Here is a 17551-nt window from a genome sequence, read left to right as displayed (position 1 = left end):
GCGCCAGTGCTCACTGGCAGCGAATGTGCTGATCAGCGCGTTGGCAGGGCGGCGGGCAGAAGGATCATTCGAACCCGGCTTTTCTGGCGAGGAGGAGTCCCAGCGCGGTCCGCGGAGTGCGGCGCGGGGGGTCGACGGCTGGGGGCGGCGAAGGGGGCTCGGGTGCGGCTTCGGGCGCCGTCTCCGGTACGGGTGTGAGCCCGAGGTACTCCTGCAGGGCCGCGGTGACCTCCTCCGCATCCGGGCGGGCCTCGGGTTCGGCGGCGTGCAGCCGGTCCAGCAGCGGGGCCAGCGGGCCGGGGTCCGTGTCCGCGAGGGCGGCGCGGAGCAGGGCGCCGAGGGACCACAGGTCGGAGGCCGGGCCGGCCCCGGGGCCCGCGGCACGCTCCGGGGCGACGAAACCGGCGGGCGCGTCCTCGGGGTGCCCGGCGCCGGTCGCGAAGTCGGTGACGACCACCCGCCCGGTGCCGGACTCCAGCAGGACGTTGGCCGGCTTGAGGTCCCGGTGCACGATGCCGACGGCGTGGGCGGCACGCAGGGCGCCGAGGACGGCGAGCCCGATGCGGACGGCCTCGCCGGGCGGGAGGGGGCCGCGCCGCAGCGCCTCCTGCAGCGACTCGCCCGCCACCAACTCCATGACGATCCAGGGGACTTGGCCCTCGGTGACGACGTCGTACACCGTGACGGCGGAGGGATGGCGCACCCTGGCCGCCGCGCGGGCCTCCTGGTGGAGCCGGTGGGCGATACGGCGGCTGTCCTCGTCGTCGGCCGGATGGCGGGGCAGCAGCGGCTCCTTGACGGCGACCCGGCGGCCCGGCTCCTGTTCGTCCAGGGCCCGCCAGACGGTTCCGGAGGGCCCGGAACCGAGGCGTCCGGCCAGCCGGTAGCGGCCACCGATCAGACGTGCGCCGGTGATCTGATGTGCGTCGGGCGGGTGTTCGCCGTCTCCACTCATGTCACATGAGTACCGCGAGCACCACACCCTTGTCGAAGCGGAGCCCGCCCGACCAGCCGGCACCGGCCGAGGCGGGACACGGCAGATCCGGTCCAGGAAGACGCCCAGGTCGGCCGAGGCGGCACCCAGGCCGTCCAGCACCGCGTCCGGCCGGAGCGTCAGGTCGGTCAGGCGGCCCATCGGTGCAGGGTGAAGCCGTGTCGCGCCTTCCGTACCTCCAGCGCGCCGGCCCCGGCGAAGTGGGCCGGTACCACCAGGTCCACCTCGGCGCCCGAGCGGGCGGAGGGGTCAGAGGTTCTTGATGTCCAGGTTCGCGATCGCCGCCCTGGCCACGTCCCGGCCGCGGACCGTGAAGTCGCCCTTGCCCGGGTAGCCGACGGAGAGCTTGTACAGGTCGCCGCCGCTCGTCCGGTAGTAGAAGACCTGGAGTTCGCGGGGGCGGGGGTTCTGGCTGTCGTTGGTCGTGTAGACGATGGTGTTCTTCGCGGCCTCCTTGCCGTGGTAGGTCGCGGTGTCGTCCGGGCGGGTCCTCGCGCCGCCGGGCATCTGCAGGCTGAAGTCGCCGTCGCTGCGGAACTTCTCGTCGTCGGCGTACATCTGGGACCGCGCGCTGTTCTTGATCTGGTTCAGGGAGTCCTGCGACTTCCTGGCCAGGTCCAGCGTGATCCAGATGCCGCCGCTCCAGTCCTCGTACGTCACCCAGTTCTGGTCGGCGTCGTCCTTGGCGGGCCTGACCACCTGGTAGCTCTGCGGGGCGGCGAGGGTGGCGCCCAGCTTCGGGGCCGCGCGCCGGGCCCAGCCGTCGGGCAGCGGGCCGGCGAACGGGTCGGCGAGCACCAGATACGCCACCACCGCGGCCACGGCCAGCGCCGCGCCCGCACCGAGCCAGGTCCTGCGGCCGAGGCGCCGTCCGACCGGCGTGGCGGGGGCGACCACCTGGGCGGGCTGGGTGGTCTGGATGGGTATCGGCGGCGCCGGGGGCCGGGCCGCCTCCTCCAGCAGCGCCCGTACCCGGTCCGCCTGCGGCCGGTGCGCGGGGTCCTTGTGGAGCAGCCCGTCGATGACCTCGGCCAGCGGGCCGGAGGCGGACGCGGGGGCGGCCGGGGTGGAGTTGAGGACCGACTGGAGGGTGGCCGGGGTGTTGCTGCGGCGGAACGGCGAGACACCCTCGATGGCCGTGTAGAGCAGCACGCCCAGGGACCACAGGTCGCTCGCCGGGCCGGGCCGCTGCCCCAGCACCCGCTCCGGCGCGATGTACTCGGGGGAGCCGACGAAGCCGCCGGTGTCCGTGAGCCGCGTGTCGCCCTCGATCTGCGCGATCCCGAAATCCGTGAGGACCACCCGGTCGTACCGGCCGAGCAGCACGTTGTCGGGCTTGACGTCCCGGTGCAGCACGCCCGCCGCGTGCGCCGCCTCCAGCGCGCCGAGCACCTGCAGGCCGATCCGGGCGGCCTCGCGCGCGTCCAGGGTGCCCTCGCGCAGCACGTCGCCGAGGCTGCGGCCGCGCACCAGCTCCATCACGATCCAGGGCCTGCCCTCGACGAGCGCGACGTCGTGGACGTTCACCACCGCCGGGTGGTCCAGCCGGGCCGCCGCGCGGGCCTCGCGACGCATGCGTTCGAAGGCGTTGGCGCGTTCCCGTTCGGGAAGGTGGTCCGGTACGCGTGGCTCCTTGACGGCGACCTCCCGGTCCACCGTCTCGTCCTGGGCCCGCCACACGGTCCCCATTCCGCCATGGCCCAGCCTGCCCAGCAGCCGGTACCGGCCGGCGACGAGCCGCCCGGCGCCCGCCTCCGGCTGCCGGGGCGGGACGGGCTGCGGCTGCGCGTTCGCGTGCGGCTGCGCGTGCGGCTGCGGCTGCGGCTGCGGCTGCGGCGGTTGCAGAACAAAACTCGTCGTGTCGTCGGTCCCGTGCCCGACTCCCCCGTCACTGCTCATGCATCATCCATACCGCGCCCTGCGCGCCCACAGCCACAGGGAGGGCGAACCGGTCACGAACCCGTGACCGAGAAGGTGTCCACGGCCACGTCGAAGTACTCCCGCGCCTCCCGCACCTTGCCGACCGGCGCCGACACCCACACGTCGTACATCCGCCCGGCCTCCTCCCAGCACAGGTCGTAGGTGTGGCGCGGGCCCTCCGCCGCGCTGAAGCCGTTCCAGCTGAACTCCCAGAGCGCCGCCGGGTGTCCGTCGTGCGTGGCGGCGGTGACCCGGCCGTCGTGGTAACCGGGGTTGGTGGAGGGGCCCTTGGCGGCCGAACGGTTCATCACGGCCTGCGGGCCGCCCGGTTGGGGATCGGCGACCTTGACGCCGAGGCGGAAGGTGTCGCCGGGCGAGAGGTAGAAGACGCGCTCGTCCTGCTGGCTGCGGGTGAAGTCCTGCGGTACGGCAAGGGAGAAGCCGGCCGGGTCCCGGGCCGTGCGGTAACCGGAGGGCGCGGTGCGCGGGCCGGCCGAGCCCGAGCCCGAGCCGCTGGCCGTCGGGCGGGAGGTAGTGGGGGGCGGCGGCGAGGTCGCGCCGGTACCGGCACCGGTCGCCGGGGAGGTCGCCGTACCGCCGGGGCTGCCGCCTCCCCCGCCCCCGTCCCGGTGCAGCAGCAGTGCCGCCGCTGAGACGCCGGCCCCGGCCAGCGCGGCGATCAGCAGGGCCGCGACCAGCACCCCGCGCGTGGAGGGTGGCCGGGCCTGGGGCTCGGCCGGCGGACCGGCCGCGGCGGACGGCTGAGGCCCGCCGTGCGGAAGGTCCCGCTGGGTCGGCGTGTACGGCACGGCGCCCCCCGGCGCACTCCGCCCCGCCGCGGCGGACTTCGCCGTACGCCCCCCGGTCGCACCGGACCGTGCCGGGCGTCCCCCCGCCGTACCGGACTTCGCCGCACCCGGCCTCGGTGGCCTGCCCACGCCGATCCGGTGCACGCGGCCGGTGGCGGTGGGGCCGGAGGAGGCGTCCGGTGCCTCCGGGGTCCGGCCCGTCTCCAGGAACGTCCGCAGCATCTGCTCGGCCTCGGCCGCGCCGAGCCGCCGGTCGGGATCCCGTTCCAACAGCCCCCGTACGACCGGCAGCAGCGGCTCCGCCTCGGCGGGAGGCCGGATCTCGGCGGCGACGACGGCGTGCAGGATGCCGCCGAGCGAGTCGCGCCGGAACGGGGACTCGCCGCTGAGCACCGTGCACAGCAGCGCGCCCAGCGACCACAGGTCGGACTCCGGGCCGGTGCGCAGCCCCGACATCCGTTCCGGCGCGGTGTATTCGGGCGAGCCGACGAAGGAACCGGTCTCGGTGAGCGTGGTGGCGCCCGCGACCTGCGCGATGCCGAAGTCGGTCAGCACGACCCTGCCGGTGTCCGACTCGATCAGCACGTTCGCGGGCTTGATGTCCCGGTGCAGCACGCCCGCCTCGTGCGCGGTGCGCACCGCGCTGAGCAGGGCGACGCCGATCCGCGCGGCCTCGACGGCGTCGACCGGGCCCTGCCGGGAGATGCGGTCGGCGAGCGAGCCGCCGTCGACCAACTCCATGACCAGGTAGGGGCGTTCGTCCTGCTCCACCACGTCGTGCACGACGATGATGTGCGGATGCCGCAGCTGGGCAACCGCCCGTGCCTCGCGGAACGTACGGTCCCGGCGGCGCCGCGCGTCGCCCTCGGCGAGGGAGTCGTCCGGGAGGAGTTCCTTGACCGCGACGCGCCGGCCCAGCACCTGGTCCACGGCCCGCCACACGACGCCCATGCCGCCGCGCCCGATGCGTGCCTCCAGACGGTAACGGCCCGCGATCACCCGGAAGTCGGCGCCCTCGGTCCCCATGCGCCCCATCATGCCTCACCGGACCCGCACGCTCCGGGGCGCCGATCGGCCAAGCCGGGCCGATCGACCAGCGGTTTTCGGCCGTATCAGCCTCCGTTGGGCTCCTGCCAGCCCTGGAGCACCCACTTGAACTGCTTGCTGGTCTTCGCCCAGTCCTGCTCCGGCGTGGACATGTAGATGGCGTACTCGGTGCCGGAACGCGCGTAGTACGTCTCCTCGATCGCATGTCGCGGACCGGGGACGTGCGGCGCGTCCTTCTTCAGCGCGTACCAGGTGTACTCCCACAGCGAACCGCTGCGGTCGCGGTAGATGTTCTGCTTCAGGGTCACGCGCTTGTAGTCGACCAGTCGCTGCAACTGCTGTTCCAGATCCACCTGGTGCTGGTAGGCGTCGGCGAAGTCGGGCGAGCTGTTGATGGCGATGCGGACGAAGTGATGGCCGCCGTCGGGGCTGTAGTCGATCTGCTTGAGGCCGCCCTTGAGCTCGTAGACCGTCCGCTTCCAGCCCTTGGGCAGGGAGAGGCTGAAACCGAGCGGGTCGTGCTGGACCTGCCAGTCGGCGGGCACGGTTCCGGCACCGCCCGGCGTGGCGCTGTCGCTCGCGGAGGGCGAGTCCTTGGCCGGGCCCGCGCCTCCGCTCGAGCCGGTGTTCTGCCCGCTGCCGTGCCACTGCTGGAAGGCCACCGCGGCGCCACCGCCGAGCACGGCCGCGGCGGCGACGACGAGGGCGAGGGTGCGCAGTCGGCGGCGCGGGCGGGGCCGTGCGGGCGCCGGGCCCTGCGGCGTGGGCGCGACGGCCGTCGGCCCGGTCATGGAACGGCCCGGGGCCGTCGGTGCTCCGGCGCCGTGGCCGCCGGGGGCGGTTGCCGTGGAGCCGAAGCCGGACGTGGTTCCCGTGGGGTCGTAGCCCGGGGTGGTTCCGCCGTGGACCGGGGTTCCGTCGTAGCCCGGGGTTCCGTCGTAGCCCGGGGTGGTTCCGGTGGGGCCGTAACCGGATGGAGTCGGGCCGGAGCCGTGGCCCGAGGTGCTCGGCCCACCGGTGTGCACGCCCGAGCCCTGGGTCGGGATGAACGCCTGGGCGGTGTGCGGGCGGCGGCCCTCCGCGGCCTCGGCGAGCATCTGCTCCGCCTCCTCCGCGCTCGGCCGGCGCTCGGGTTCCTTGCGCAGCAGGGCGGCTATGACGGGGCCGAGCGCGCCGGCGTGGCGCGGCTCGTCGGCCTCCTCCTCCACGACCGCCTGCATGGTGTTCAGCGGTGAGGTGCGGCGGAACGGCGAACGGCCCTCGACCGCCGTGTACAAGGTGGCGCCGAGCGCCCACAGGTCCGAGGCCGGGCCGGGATCGTTGCCACGCACCCGCTCGGGCGCGAGGTAGTCGACCGAGCCGACGACCTCGCCGGTGCGGGTGATGGTGGAGTCGCCCTCGATCTGGGCGATGCCGAAGTCGGTGAGCAGCACCCGGCCGTCCCGGCCGAGCAGGACGTTGCCGGGCTTGACGTCCCGGTGCAGCACTCCGGCGGAGTGCGCGGCGCGCAGCGCCCGCAGCACCCACAGCCCGATCCGGGCGGCCTCCCTGGTCTCCACCCGTCCGCGCTCCTTGACCGCGTCGGCCAGCGAGTTGCCCTCGACCAGCTCCATGACGATCCAGGGACGGCCGTCGTGTTCGAGGACGTCGTGCACGGTGACGACGGCGGAGTGGTTGATGCGCGCGGCGGCGCGGGCCTCTGCCCGGGTCCGGGCGAGCAGCACCGCCCGGTCGCTGTCGGAGACGTAGAGCGCCGCGGTCAACTCCTTGACGGCGACCGTCCGGTGCAGCACCTCGTCGTGGGCGCGCCACACCCGGCCCATGCCGCCGCTGCCGATGGAATCGGCGAGCCGGTAGCGGCCCGCTATGAGCAGGCCCTGCATCTGATTCACGTTGCCCCGCAATGCTCTTGACAGGGTCAGACTAAGGACCGGTCGACCAACAGGGAACGGGCGGGGTCCCAAGGTGACAGCACTGTGACGGTTGTGGCCACCGGAATCGGTCAGGATCGGTCAGCCGGTATACGGGGCGCTCAACCCGTGTAGCGGTACGTCGCCGTGGCCTGCTCGTAGAGCTGTGTCACCTGATCGCGCTGGGCCTCGGGGCCGCGGACCTGGATGATGTGGTAACGGCCGTTCAGCAGGATCGCCATGTTGCGCACGAACAGGTCGCGGCCCTGGCCGTCGGTCCAGGTGAACTGCCCCTCGGCCATGGTCCGCCCGCCCACCTCGATGGTCCTCAGGCCGGTGGCCGTGGCCCAGCTGGAGTCGCGGTAGGGCTGGAGCTCGCTCTCCCGGTCGCGCTGGTAGGTCATCGGGTCGCTGCCGTAGGCCGAGGCGCTGTCCCGTCCGGGTACGACGATCAGCTCGAAGTTGCCGTGCGCGTAGACCACCTGGCCGCTGCCGTTCTTCGGGGTGCGGTCCCAGCCCTCGGCGACGGCGACCTGGAACCCCTCCGGATCCTTGCGCAGGGTGAAGCCGCCGGCGACGGACGCATCGCCGCCGGTCTGTGGCTCGGTGGCGGGCGCGGACGCGGCGGGGCCGCCGCCCTGCTCCGGGGAGGGCCGACGGGTGGCCGAGGGTGCGGGGGCGGCCTCGCCTGCGCTGCCGGTGCGGTCGCTGCCCGCGGCCCCGCTCTGCCCCTGCTTGGGCATGAACAGCATCGCGTACGCGATCGCGCCGGCCAGCAGGAGCAGGATCAGCACCAGCAGCGTCCGGCCGAGGCTGCGCGGCGAACGCGGCTCCTCCGGGGCCCGCGCGCGCTTGTGCCGGCCGTGCGGATGAACCTCGGGCAGTCCGGCGCGCCGTCGTCGCATCCGCACCAGCTCGCCGCGGCGCCGCACGACCGGCAGCCGGCTCGGGTCGGCGGGCGGCACGGGTACGACATGGGTGCCGGCGTCCGGCTCGGGCGCGGAGCGCACCAGCGAGCGCAGCCAGCCGTTCAGCTCCTCGAAGTCCAGCCGCTCGGTGGGGTCCTGGCGCAGCAGCGACTCGACGACCGGCCGGAGCGGGCCGCACTCCTCGGCGAAGGCGGGCGGCTCGGCGCAGACCAGCTGCACCAGCTCGGCCGTCGACTCCTCCGGGTACGGCGCGTGTCCCTGCACGGCCCGGAACAGCAACGCGCCCAGCGCCCACAGGTCGGTCGCCGGCCCGATCGGCGCCGCCAGCTGCCAGTTCTCGTGCACGGGATAGGCCTGCTCCGGCGCCCACCGCTCGGTCACCGGCCCCACGACGGTCATCCGCACCTGCCGCGCCCGCTCAACCGCCAGAGCGCTCCCGGGCCCCCACCGGCCACCGGCCTCGCGGGGGCCGTTCCAGTGGCGGCGGGCCGGGTCGGTTCCGGCGGCATACGACGGCGGGGGCGTGCCGGGGTGGGCGGGGGCGTGGGGGGCTTGCGGGGGGAGGAGCTCGGGGGCGCCGTCGGTGGCGTACGCCCCGTGCTGCTGGGCGGGTCCAATGGCGTGCGAAGCGGGTCCGATGGCGCGCGAAGGCGAGGCAGGGGTCTGCCCCGGGACGGACGGGTGTCCCTGCCCCGGGACGGACGGGTGCTCCTGACGCGAGTTCCCCGAGGGGAGCCCCGGGCGCTGGGGGGCGGTGGCGGGGTCCGGGCCAGGAGCCTGCCCCGGGACGGACGGGTGTCCCTGGCCCAGGCTCGCCAGGGGGAGCCCCGGGCGCTGGGGGCCGCCGCTCAGGGCCGAGGAGGCGCCGTCGGCAGCGGGGCGGGGGGAGGCGCCGTGCCAGGGGGCGCCCTGCACTCCGTAGGGGTCGGCGATCCGTCCGGGCGGGGTCGCGGTGCCCGGACCGCCGGAGTACGGCGGCTGCGGCGCGCCGTCGGCCCGGGTGGCACCGGCGTCGTCCCCGGCGGGCGGCCGGGCGCCGGGCAGGGCGGCGCCCCCGCTCTGCCGGGCCTCCTGCACCCGGGCGGCGGCCCGGGCACCCGCGCGGTACGCGGCGATGGCCCCGGCGCGGGCGGCACGGATGTCCGCGCCGTTCTCCAGGGGCCGTTGCCCCGCCGGGCCGGGCGCACCGGTCCCGCCGGACACCCCGTTCGCCCCCGGCACCGGCAGCCCTCCGGCCGCCCTTGCCTGGATCGCGGCCCGGCGCGCGGCCTCGGGGTCGACGTCCGCGGAAGGCACTCCGCCCGCTCCGGCGGCACCCCCCGGCCGGTCGCCGGAACCGGAGGAATCCCCAGGGGCCCTGACGAAGGAAGCCCCGCGCGGGCCAAGTCCCGCTCCCGGCCCGCCCGGCCCCGGAGCCACCTCCAGGCCACCGCCCTGCCCCGCAGGCACCTCCAGGGCACCACTCGCATGCCCCGCAGACACGCCCTGATCACCGCTCGCCGCCGCAGAAGCGCCCAAGCCGCCCGCAGCCCGAGCCGCGGCTCCAGCAGCGGCGCCCGGCGCGGCCGAGCCGGGCTCCGTGCGCCCGGCGGTCTGCTCTTCGGGTCCTTCCTGGAGCGGCACGGGGTCGTACCCGCACAGGGCCTCCTCCGCGGCGCCGACGGCAAGGCCGGTCAGCATCACGCGGCCGTCCTCGCAGACGAGCACCGTGCGGGCGGTGATGTTGCGGTGCACCCAGCCATGGGCGTGCAGCACCCGGAGTGCCATGAGCACGTCGGCCGCGACCTCGGCCGCCCGGTACGGCGACAGCGGCTGCTCGGCGAGCAGCGCGGCCAGCGGACGCGCGGCCACCAACTCGCTGACGATCCACAGCGAACCGCCCTCGGCGAACACGTCGAAGACCTGGTCGAGGCGCGGATGGTCGGGGATGCGGGCCGCGGCCTGCACCGCCTCGACGGCACGCCGTACCGCCGGGTCGGCGGGCCGCCGGGTGGCGGTGCGGGCGTCCGCGGGCGTCCGCCGACTCCCGCGCTCACGCGCGGTGAAGCCCTCGGGCAGTCCCTCCGCATCGAGCACCTCGGCCTCGACGACCTCCGGCAACGGCACCTGCCGGACGAGCACTTCCTGGCCGCTGTAGGTGTCGAAGGCGCGGGTCTCGGTGAGTTCGTACGCGTCGGAGGGCGGCAACGGCAGGCGGTAGCGGTCGGCGAGCACCCGACCCGCGTAGTCGTCCACACTGCCTCCCCCGGCCGCCCGGTTGGTCACATCCGTTCGCCTCACGACCCGTTTCGCACACACCTCCGGCTGCGTACGGTCCGCAACCATTCACGATACGTGCCGGAGGCAACCCGCATTGAGTGGATGACGGATTCTCACGCCCCAAACCGGCGCCCGGCCCCTACGACTTGGGCTCGAAGGAGGCCGTGAGCGTCTTCCACGTGTCCTTGCGCAGCGCGCTGTTCCAGTCCGCGGCCTTCGCGGTGTACATCAGTCCGTAACCGAGGTGACCGTTGACCACGAACCCACGGTCGATGGTGCGGTACTCGGTGCCGCCGTCGACATAGGTGAACTCCCAGTCGGCCGTGTTCCAGCCGCGGTAGCCGACCTTCTCTATGCGGATCCGGTGGTACTGATCGCGCACCATCCCGCGTTCCTGGTTCTCCCAGTCCGCCACCGGGTCGCTCTTGGGGCTGCCGGTCCAGCCGATGAGCAGCTTCTGCCCGTCGGGACCGGTGTAGCGGTCGCCCGCACTGTCGGTGGACTGGTACGACCAGCCCTTGGGCAGCCCGATCGAGTAGCCCTGACCGCCCTTGCGGGTCGACACCACCGGCGCGCTCCCGCCGTTGTTGGCGCCGGACTTGCCGGAGTCACCGGCGGACGCGCTCGCGTCGACGGCGGAGCCCGAGGCGGAACCGGTGCCGCCCGTCGACGGGCTCGCCCCGCCCGCCCGCGCCCCGCTGCCGGTGCTCTTGTCGCCCTTGTCCTGCTTGGTGGAGGCACTGGCGCTCGCCGCCGCCCTGGCCCCGCTGCTCTTGCCGTCCTTGCCGTTGTCGCTCAGCGCGATGGCCAGGACGGTGCCGAGCACGGCGAGGAAGACGACCACCGCGATGATCACCAGCGTGCGCTTGGGCACCACGTCGGTCAGCGGCGCCCTCGGCACCGGCCGCGGCGGCAGGTCCAGGTCCGGCGGCGGCACCACGGGCCAGCCCGAACTCGGCTTGTTCGTGCTGGAGTTCGGCACACCCGCGGCACCGGAGGCGCCGGAGCCGCCGGAGCCGCCGGAGGCAGGCCCCGCCTGTCTCCCCGCGGACCGGGCTCCGGTCCCACCGGAGGAGACGCCGGAGGAGGCCGGCCGGGCTCCACCGGAGGAAGCCGGTCGCGCCCCGCCCTGTGCGGCGGGACGCGCCCCGCCGGCGGCGGCACCGCCCCCGCCCGGGGCGTCACCGGTGCCCGGCGCGGGCGTGTCGCCGCCGCTCTTCGTCCGGGCGGACGCGGCTGCCGTGGCCGCACCGGCCGCCTTGCGGACCGAACGCAGCGCACCGCGCAGCTTCTCCCCGGCCTCCTCGCCCCGCCTGCCCTCGGACGGGTCCGGCTGCGGCGGCAGCGGCACCACCCGCGTGGCGTCCATCGGCTCCGGATCGGGCTTGTGGATCACCGCGTTGAGCATGACCCGGGCGCCCGCGTCGTCGAGCCGCTTGGCCGGGTCCTTGGTGAGCAGGCCGTGGATGACGTCCCTGAGCGGGCCCGCGTTCTTGGGCTCCTCCAGGGGCTCGGTCATCACCGCGGTGAGCGTGGCGATCGCCGAGCCCTTGTCGTACGGGGGCACGCCCTCGACCGCCGCGTACAGCAGGCCGCCGAGCGACCACAGGTCGGCCGCCGGTCCCGGCTTGTGGCCGCGGGCACGCTCGGGGGAGATGTAGGAGGGGGCGCCGACGAGCATGCCGGTGGAGGTGATGGACGGGTCGCCCTCGACCTGCGCGATGCCGAAGTCGGTGAGTACGACCCGGCCGTCCTCGGCGATGAGCACGTTCGACGGCTTCACGTCCCGGTGCAGGATGCCCTCGCGGTGCGCGGAGCGCAGCACGTCGAGGACGGCGAGTCCCACCTCGGCGGCGCGCTTCGGCTCCAGCAGGCCGTCCTCGCGGATGACCTCGGCGAGGGACTTGCCCTCCACCAGCTCCATCACGATCCACGGCCGGTCGTCCTCGTCGACCACGTCGAAGACCGTCACCGCGCTGTTGTTGCGGATCCGGGCGATCGCCTTGGCCTCGCGCAGGGTGCGCGTGATCAGGCGTCGCTTCTCGTCCTCGTCGATGTTCGACGGGAACCGCAGCTCCTTGACGGCGACCGTCCGGCCCAGGGTCTCGTCCTCGGCGCGCCAGACCGTGCCCATGCCGCCCCGGCCCAGTACGTCTCCCAGCCGGTACCGCCCGGCGAGGAGACGACGCTCGCTCTTGTCCTGACGAGTCCCCTGACGAGATGTACCCGCCCGCTCCGCCTCCGACATGCGTCCCCTCATACAACCCGCCCTGACAGAGCCTCCATTGTCTCTCACCCGACAAGTGCCGAGCGCCCAGGGTGCCCCTCACCCACGGCGGGGCCAACAGGCCGGAAGCCGGGCGAAATAGGCCTTCTCCGCACGGGAGTGACGGCCGTTCGGCTGCCGACGGCACCGAGGACGGCCCGTGCCCGGCCGCACAGGACAGGCCAAGGGCCCTCCCCAGCCGGACAGGACAGACCAAGGACGCTCGCCCTACCCAGCCGGACGGGACAGACCAGGGGCGGGGCCCCTCAGCCGAGCGGAACGATGTCCGGCGCTCCCAGTCTCGCCGCGTCCGCCGTCTGGTCGTCCGGCTGGAGCTGGGACTCGCGCTCGGCCTCCACCCGCTTCTCGTAGTGCTCGACCTCGCGCTCGATCTGGTCCTTGTCCCAGCCGAGGACCGGTGCCATCAGCTCGGCCGCCTCACGGGCGCTGCGGGTGCCGCGGTCGAAGGTCTCGATGGAGATGCGGGTGCGGCGGGTGAGGACGTCGTCCAGGTGCCGGGCGCCCTCGTGCGAGGCGGCGTACACCACCTCGGCGCGCAGATAGTCGTCGGCGCCCTGCAGGGGCCGGCCGAGAGCGGGGTCGGCGGTGACGAGGTCCAGGACCTCCTCGGCCATGGAGCCGTAGCGGTTCAGGAGGTGCTCCACCCGGGCCACGTGCAGTCCGGCGCGGACGGCGATCCGGGCGCGCGCGTTCCACAGCGCCTGGTACCCCTCCGCGCCCAGCAGCGGGGTCTCCTCCGTCACGCAGTCGGCGACCCGCATGTCCAGGCCGTGCACCGCCGCGTCGACGGCGTCCTTCGCCATCACGCGGTAGGTGGTGTACTTGCCGCCGGCCACGACCACGAGTCCCGGCACCGGATGGGCGACCGTGTGCTCGCGGGACAGCTTGCTCGTGGCGTCGGACTCGCCGGCCAGCAGCGGGCGCAGGCCGGCGTACACGCCCTGTACGTCGTCGCGGCCGAGCGGCACCGCGAGCACCGAGTTGACGTGCTCCAGCAGGTAGTCGATGTCGGCGCTGGACGCGGCCGGATGGGCCTTGTCGAGGCTCCAGTCGGTGTCGGTGGTGCCGACGATCCAGTGCCGGCCCCAGGGGATGACGAAGAGGACGGACTTCTCGGTGCGCAGGATCAGGCCGGTGCTGGAGTGGATGCGGTCCTTGGGCACGACCAGGTGGATGCCCTTGGAGGCGCGGACGTGGAACTGGCCCCGCTCCCCCACCATGGCCTGCGTGTCGTCGGTCCACACCCCGGTCGCGTTGACGATCTGTTTGGCGCGGATCTCGTACTCCCCGCCGCCTTCCACGTCCTGCACCCGGGCCCCGACCACCCGCTCGCCCTCGCGCAGGAACCCGGTCACGCGCGCGCGGTTGGCCGCCTTGGCGCCGTACGCCGCCGCCGTGCGCACCAGCGTGGCCACGAAGCGGGCGTCGTCCATCTGGGCGTCGTAGTACTGAAGGGCGCCGACCAGTGCGTCCTTCTTCAGGCAGGGGGCGACGCGCAGGGCGTGACGGTGGCTCAGGTGACGGTGCAGGGGCAGGCCCCGGCCGTGCCCGCGGGCCATGGACATCGCGTCGTAGAGCGCGACGCCCGAGCCCGCGTAGAGCCGCTCCCAGCCCTTGTGCTGCAGCGGGTACAGGAAGGGCACCGGTTTGACCAGGTGCGGGGCGAGGCGCTCCAGGAGCAGTCCGCGCTCCTTCAGGGCCTCGCGCACGAGCGCGAAGTCGAGCATCTCCAGATAGCGCAGACCGCCGTGGATCAGCTTGCTGGAGCGGCTGGAGGTGCCGGACGCCCAGTCGCGGGCCTCGACCAGACCGGTGGACAGGCCGCGCGTGACGGCGTCCAGCGCGGTGCCGGCACCGACGACCCCGCCGCCGATCACCAGCACGTCCAGCTCCCGCTCCGCCATCGCCGCCAGTGCCTCGGCGCGCTGCGTCGGCCCCAGAGTCGCTGTCCTCACGCTGCCTCCCGCTGTCGCAGACTCGCTCGCGTCGGCCGCACCCGGTGGGCGAAGCCCGGTTCACCCCCTGCTCATGCCCAAATTCTGACCGGGTTGCCCGACTTCGGCCACCACGGCTTCCCAACCTGTGGACAACTCACGCACAACCCTCGTAAGACACACGAACACAATCACAGATAACTGTCATATCTGTACCTAGTCTGACATTGCACGCGCTCATCCTGTCTCAGCGGTTGCGTGCCTGTCCCGCTTCGGCTATCGGGAAGGACGCCCAGCCATGCCCGCAGACCTCGCCGTCATCGGACTCGGCCCCTACGGCTTGCCGCTCGCCCAGGCCGCCGTCGCCGCAGGCATCCCCACCGTCGGGTACGCCACGGGCCCCGAGGTGGGCTCGCTCAGCGCCGCCGAGCTGCGCCGGATGCACGCCGCGGGCTTCCGGCCCGGCACCGACCCGGCCCAGCTCGGCCGGGTGCGCACCGCGGTGATCTGCGCGCCGACCCCGCGCGGCGCCGACGGCGGACTCGACCTCGGCCAGGTGGAGGCGGCCGCCCGCGCCCTCGCCCAGCAGCTGCGCCCGCACACCACCGTCATCCTGGAGTCGCCGGTGCTGCCCGGCACGACCGAGGAGTTCCTGCGCCCCCTGCTGGAGGAGGGCTCGGGGCTGCGCGCCGGCCGGGACTTCCACCTCGCCCACGCGCCCAGCCGGGTCGATCCCGGCAACCGCGACCACGTCCCCGCCAACACCCCCAAGGTCATCGGCGGCCTCACCCCCGCCTGCACCGAGTCGGCGGCCGCCTTCTACGGCCGGCTCACCGACAAGGTGGTACGCGCGCGTGGGCTGCGCGAGGCGGAGACGGTGCAGCTGCTGGAGACCAACTTCCGGCACGTCAACATCGCGCTCGTCAACGAAATGGCCGTGCTCTGCCACGAGCTGGGCGTCGACCTGTGGGACGTGATCCGGTGCGCCGAGACCAAGCCCTTCGGCTTCCAGGCGTTCCGCCCCGGACCCGGCGTCGGCGGGCACGGCGTCCCGCACGACCTGACCGGCCACGCCACCCGCACCCTGCGGATGGTGGAGCTGGCCCAGCAGGTCAACAGCCGGATGCCCCGGTACGTCGTCCAGCGCGCCGCCACACTCCTCAACGAGCACGGCAAGTCCGCCCGCGGCGCGCGTGTGCTGCTCCTCGGCGTCACCTACAAGCCCGACCTCGCCGACCTGCAGGGCACTCCGGCCCAGGAGATCGCGATCCGGCTGATGGAGCTGGGCGCCTCCATCAGCTACCACGACCCGCTCGTGGCCTCCTGGAACGTCCTCGACCGCCCGGTCCCGCGCGCCGACTCGCTCTACGAGACCGCTGCCGACGCCGACCTGACGATCCTGCTCCAGCAGCACCGCACGTACGACCTGCAGGGGCTGTCGGTGAAGGCCCAGCTGCTGCTGGACACGCGCGGGGCCACGCCCACGGGGGCGGCGCACCGGCTCTGAGCCCGGTCACGAACACAGAACAGCCGGGGGCGTTGTCGTCCCCGGCTGTTAGTCTCCCCCGGACTCGCCGCACAGATGAGCGAGCGTCTTCCGTTTCTGATCTTCAGTTGTGCTCCACCCGGGGGATCTCTGTCATGAGCCAGTCAGCACCGCCGCCGCAGCCGCCGCAGCCCGGCCCGGTCGCCGGCAACCCGTACGCGCAGCAGGCCCCGGCGGGTGCGCCGTACCCGCCGCAGGCCCCGGCCGGTGCGCCGTACCCGCCGCAGCCAGGCGCCTTCGCCCCGCCGGTTGCGCCCGCGCCGGGCCGGAACAACGTCGCCCTCGGGGTGCTCGCCGCGGTCGTCGCCGCTGTGGCCGCCGCGGCGCTCTACGGCGTCGTCATCGGCGCCACCAAGCACGAGATCGGCTATGCGGCCGTCGGTGTCGGCTTCGTCATCGGTCTGGCGGCCGGCAAGGCGGGCGGCCGCAACCCGGCCCTGCCCGTCGTGAGTGCCCTCCTCGCGCTCGGCGCGGTGTACCTCGGCCAGCTGGTGGGCGAGGCCATGATCATCACCAAGCAGCTGCCGGTGAGCTTCAACGAGCTGTTCTTCCAGCACATCGACGTGGTCCAGGAAGTGTGGAAGAAGGACGTCGACCCGCTGACCTTCGTCTTCTTCGCCATCGCCGCGTTCGCCGCGTTCTCGGGTGCCAAGAAGGCCGCCGCGTAGCGCACGCCCGTACGCACGAGGGCCCGGCCACCGCACGGGTGGCCGGGCCCCTTCCATCGTGCGTGTCAGCGGCGGTGCTGGCTGTCCGCCACGGTCACCTCGACCCGCTGGAACTCCTTCAGCTCGCTGTAGCCGGTCGTGGCCATCGCGCGGCGCAGGGCGCCGAAGAAGTTCATCGAACCGTCGGGCGTGTGGGACGGGCCGGTGAGGATCTCCTCGATGGTACCGACCGTGCCGAGGCCGACCTTCTTGCCGCGGGGCAGCTCCTCGTTGACCGCCTCCATGCCCCAGTGGTGGCCCTTGCCGGGCGCGTCCGTGGCGCGGGCCAGCGGGGAGCCCATCATCACCGCGTCGGCGCCGCAGGCGATCGCCTTGGGCAGGTCGCCGGACCAGCCGACGCCGCCGTCCGCGATCACGTGCACGTACCGGCCGCCGGACTCGTCCATGTAGTCACGGCGGGCCGCGGCCACGTCGGCGACGGCCGTGGCCATCGGGACCTGGATGCCCAGCACGTTGCGCGTGGTGTGGGCGGCGCCGCCGCCGAAGCCGACGAGGACGCCGGCCGCGCCGGTGCGCATCAGGTGCAGGGCCGCGGTGTAGGTGGCGCAGCCGCCGACGATCACCGGGACGTCCAGCTCGTAGATGAACTGCTTCAGGTTCAGCGGCTCGTGCGAGGACGAGACGTGCTCCGCGGAGACCGTCGTACCGCGGATGACGAAGATGTCCACGCCCGCGTCCACGACCGCCTTGGAGAACTGGGCGGTGCGCTGCGGGGAGAGCGCGGCCGCCGTGACCACGCCGGAGTCGCGCACCTCCTTGATGCGCGCGCCGATCAGCTCCTCCTTGATGGGGGCCGCGTAGATCTCCTGCAGCCGGCGCGTGGCCGTGTCCGCGTCCAGCTCGGCGATCTCGTCCAGCAGCGGCTGCGGGTCCTCGTACCGCGTCCACAGGCCCTCGAGGTTCAGCACGCCCAGGCCGCCGAGCTCACCGATGCGGATCGCGGTGGCCGGGGAGACGACGGAGTCCATGGGGGCGGCCAGGAAGGGCAGCTCGAAGCGGTAGGCGTCGATCTGCCAGGCGATCGAGACCTCCTTCGGGTCCCGCGTACGGCGGCTGGGGACGACGGCGATGTCGTCGAAGGCGTACGCCCGGCGGCCGCGCTTGCCGCGCCCGATCTCGATCTCAGTCACGTCTCTAGGCCTTTCCCTATGCGTTGCAGCGCCTTCCAGTATCGCCGACGGGTACGAC

At 73.9% G+C, this 17551-nt stretch carries 10 protein-coding genes; 2 read left to right on the top strand and 8 right to left on the bottom strand.

The genetic code is table 11. The annotated features are described in order from the left end of the window. Positions 1-64: 64 nt before the first annotated feature. The 7 genes from ACWC2T_RS07490 to ACWC2T_RS07460 form a co-directional block, all read right to left on the bottom strand. Positions 65-955, bottom strand: a complete 891-nt coding sequence (locus tag ACWC2T_RS07490; protein ID WP_450669460.1) for a serine/threonine-protein kinase — start codon at positions 953-955, stop codon at positions 65-67. Between the two features lie 288 nt (positions 956-1243). Beyond that, a complete protein-coding gene (locus ACWC2T_RS07485; protein WP_450669459.1) occupies positions 1244-2893 on the bottom strand; it encodes a serine/threonine-protein kinase in 1650 nt (549 codons plus the stop codon). A 53-nt stretch (positions 2894-2946) separates the two neighbouring features. Further along, positions 2947-4749: a protein kinase domain-containing protein gene (locus ACWC2T_RS07480; RefSeq protein ID WP_450669458.1), complete on the bottom strand. Its 1803-nt coding sequence runs from the start codon at positions 4747-4749 to the stop codon at positions 2947-2949. 86 nt (positions 4750-4835) lie between these two features. After that, positions 4836-6653, bottom strand: coding sequence for a protein kinase domain-containing protein (locus ACWC2T_RS07475; RefSeq protein ID WP_450669457.1), 1818 nt, complete (start codon positions 6651-6653; stop codon positions 4836-4838). Positions 6654-6802: 149 nt separating this feature from the next. Continuing rightward, on the bottom strand, positions 6803-9844 hold the full coding sequence (locus ACWC2T_RS07470; protein WP_450669456.1) for a protein kinase: 3042 nt from the start codon (positions 9842-9844) through the stop codon (positions 6803-6805). A 163-nt stretch (positions 9845-10007) separates the two neighbouring features. Further along, positions 10008-12116, bottom strand: coding sequence for a serine/threonine-protein kinase (locus ACWC2T_RS07465; protein ID WP_450669455.1), 2109 nt, complete (start codon positions 12114-12116; stop codon positions 10008-10010). Between the two features lie 284 nt (positions 12117-12400). Then, on the bottom strand, positions 12401-14110 hold the full coding sequence (locus ACWC2T_RS07460) for a glycerol-3-phosphate dehydrogenase/oxidase (protein WP_450669454.1): 1710 nt from the start codon (positions 14108-14110) through the stop codon (positions 12401-12403). Between the two features lie 277 nt (positions 14111-14387). Between ACWC2T_RS07460 and ACWC2T_RS07455 the strand changes: the two genes are divergently transcribed. Together ACWC2T_RS07455 and ACWC2T_RS07450 are read left to right on the top strand one after the other, a co-directional pair. Then, positions 14388-15596, top strand: coding sequence for a nucleotide sugar dehydrogenase (locus ACWC2T_RS07455; protein ID WP_450669453.1), 1209 nt, complete (start codon positions 14388-14390; stop codon positions 15594-15596). 134 nt (positions 15597-15730) lie between these two features. After that, on the top strand, positions 15731-16303 hold the full coding sequence (locus ACWC2T_RS07450; RefSeq protein ID WP_450669452.1) for a hypothetical protein: 573 nt from the start codon (positions 15731-15733) through the stop codon (positions 16301-16303). Between the two features lie 65 nt (positions 16304-16368). Here ACWC2T_RS07450 and ACWC2T_RS07445 read toward each other — a convergent pair whose 3' ends face one another. Beyond that, the gene (locus ACWC2T_RS07445) at positions 16369-17493 is read right to left on the bottom strand and encodes a GuaB3 family IMP dehydrogenase-related protein (RefSeq protein WP_351210481.1); all 1125 of its coding nucleotides are present in this window, start codon (positions 17491-17493) and stop codon (positions 16369-16371) included. Between the last annotated feature and the right edge of the window lie 58 nt (positions 17494-17551).

It is taken from the genome of Streptomyces sp. NPDC001393 (assembly GCF_053597455.1).
Note: the sequence above shows the minus strand (reverse complement) of the source record. Positions and strands in the feature narration are given on the sequence as shown.

Excerpts from the sequence above, each read along its gene's own strand:
- ACWC2T_RS07490 (WP_450669460.1), bottom strand. The coding sequence starts at position 955 with ATGAGTGGAGACGGCGAACACCCGCCCGACGCACATCAGATCACCGGC.
- ACWC2T_RS07485 (WP_450669459.1), bottom strand. The coding sequence starts at position 2,893 with ATGAGCAGTGACGGGGGAGTCGGGCACGGGACCGACGACACGACGAGT.
- ACWC2T_RS07480 (WP_450669458.1), bottom strand. The coding sequence starts at position 4,749 with ATGGGGACCGAGGGCGCCGACTTCCGGGTGATCGCGGGCCGTTACCGT.
- ACWC2T_RS07475 (WP_450669457.1), bottom strand. The coding sequence starts at position 6,653 with ATGCAGGGCCTGCTCATAGCGGGCCGCTACCGGCTCGCCGATTCCATC.
- ACWC2T_RS07465 (WP_450669455.1), bottom strand. The coding sequence starts at position 12,116 with ATGTCGGAGGCGGAGCGGGCGGGTACATCTCGTCAGGGGACTCGTCAG.
- ACWC2T_RS07455 (WP_450669453.1), top strand. The coding sequence starts at position 14,388 with ATGCCCGCAGACCTCGCCGTCATCGGACTCGGCCCCTACGGCTTGCCG.
- ACWC2T_RS07450 (WP_450669452.1), top strand. The coding sequence starts at position 15,731 with ATGAGCCAGTCAGCACCGCCGCCGCAGCCGCCGCAGCCCGGCCCGGTC.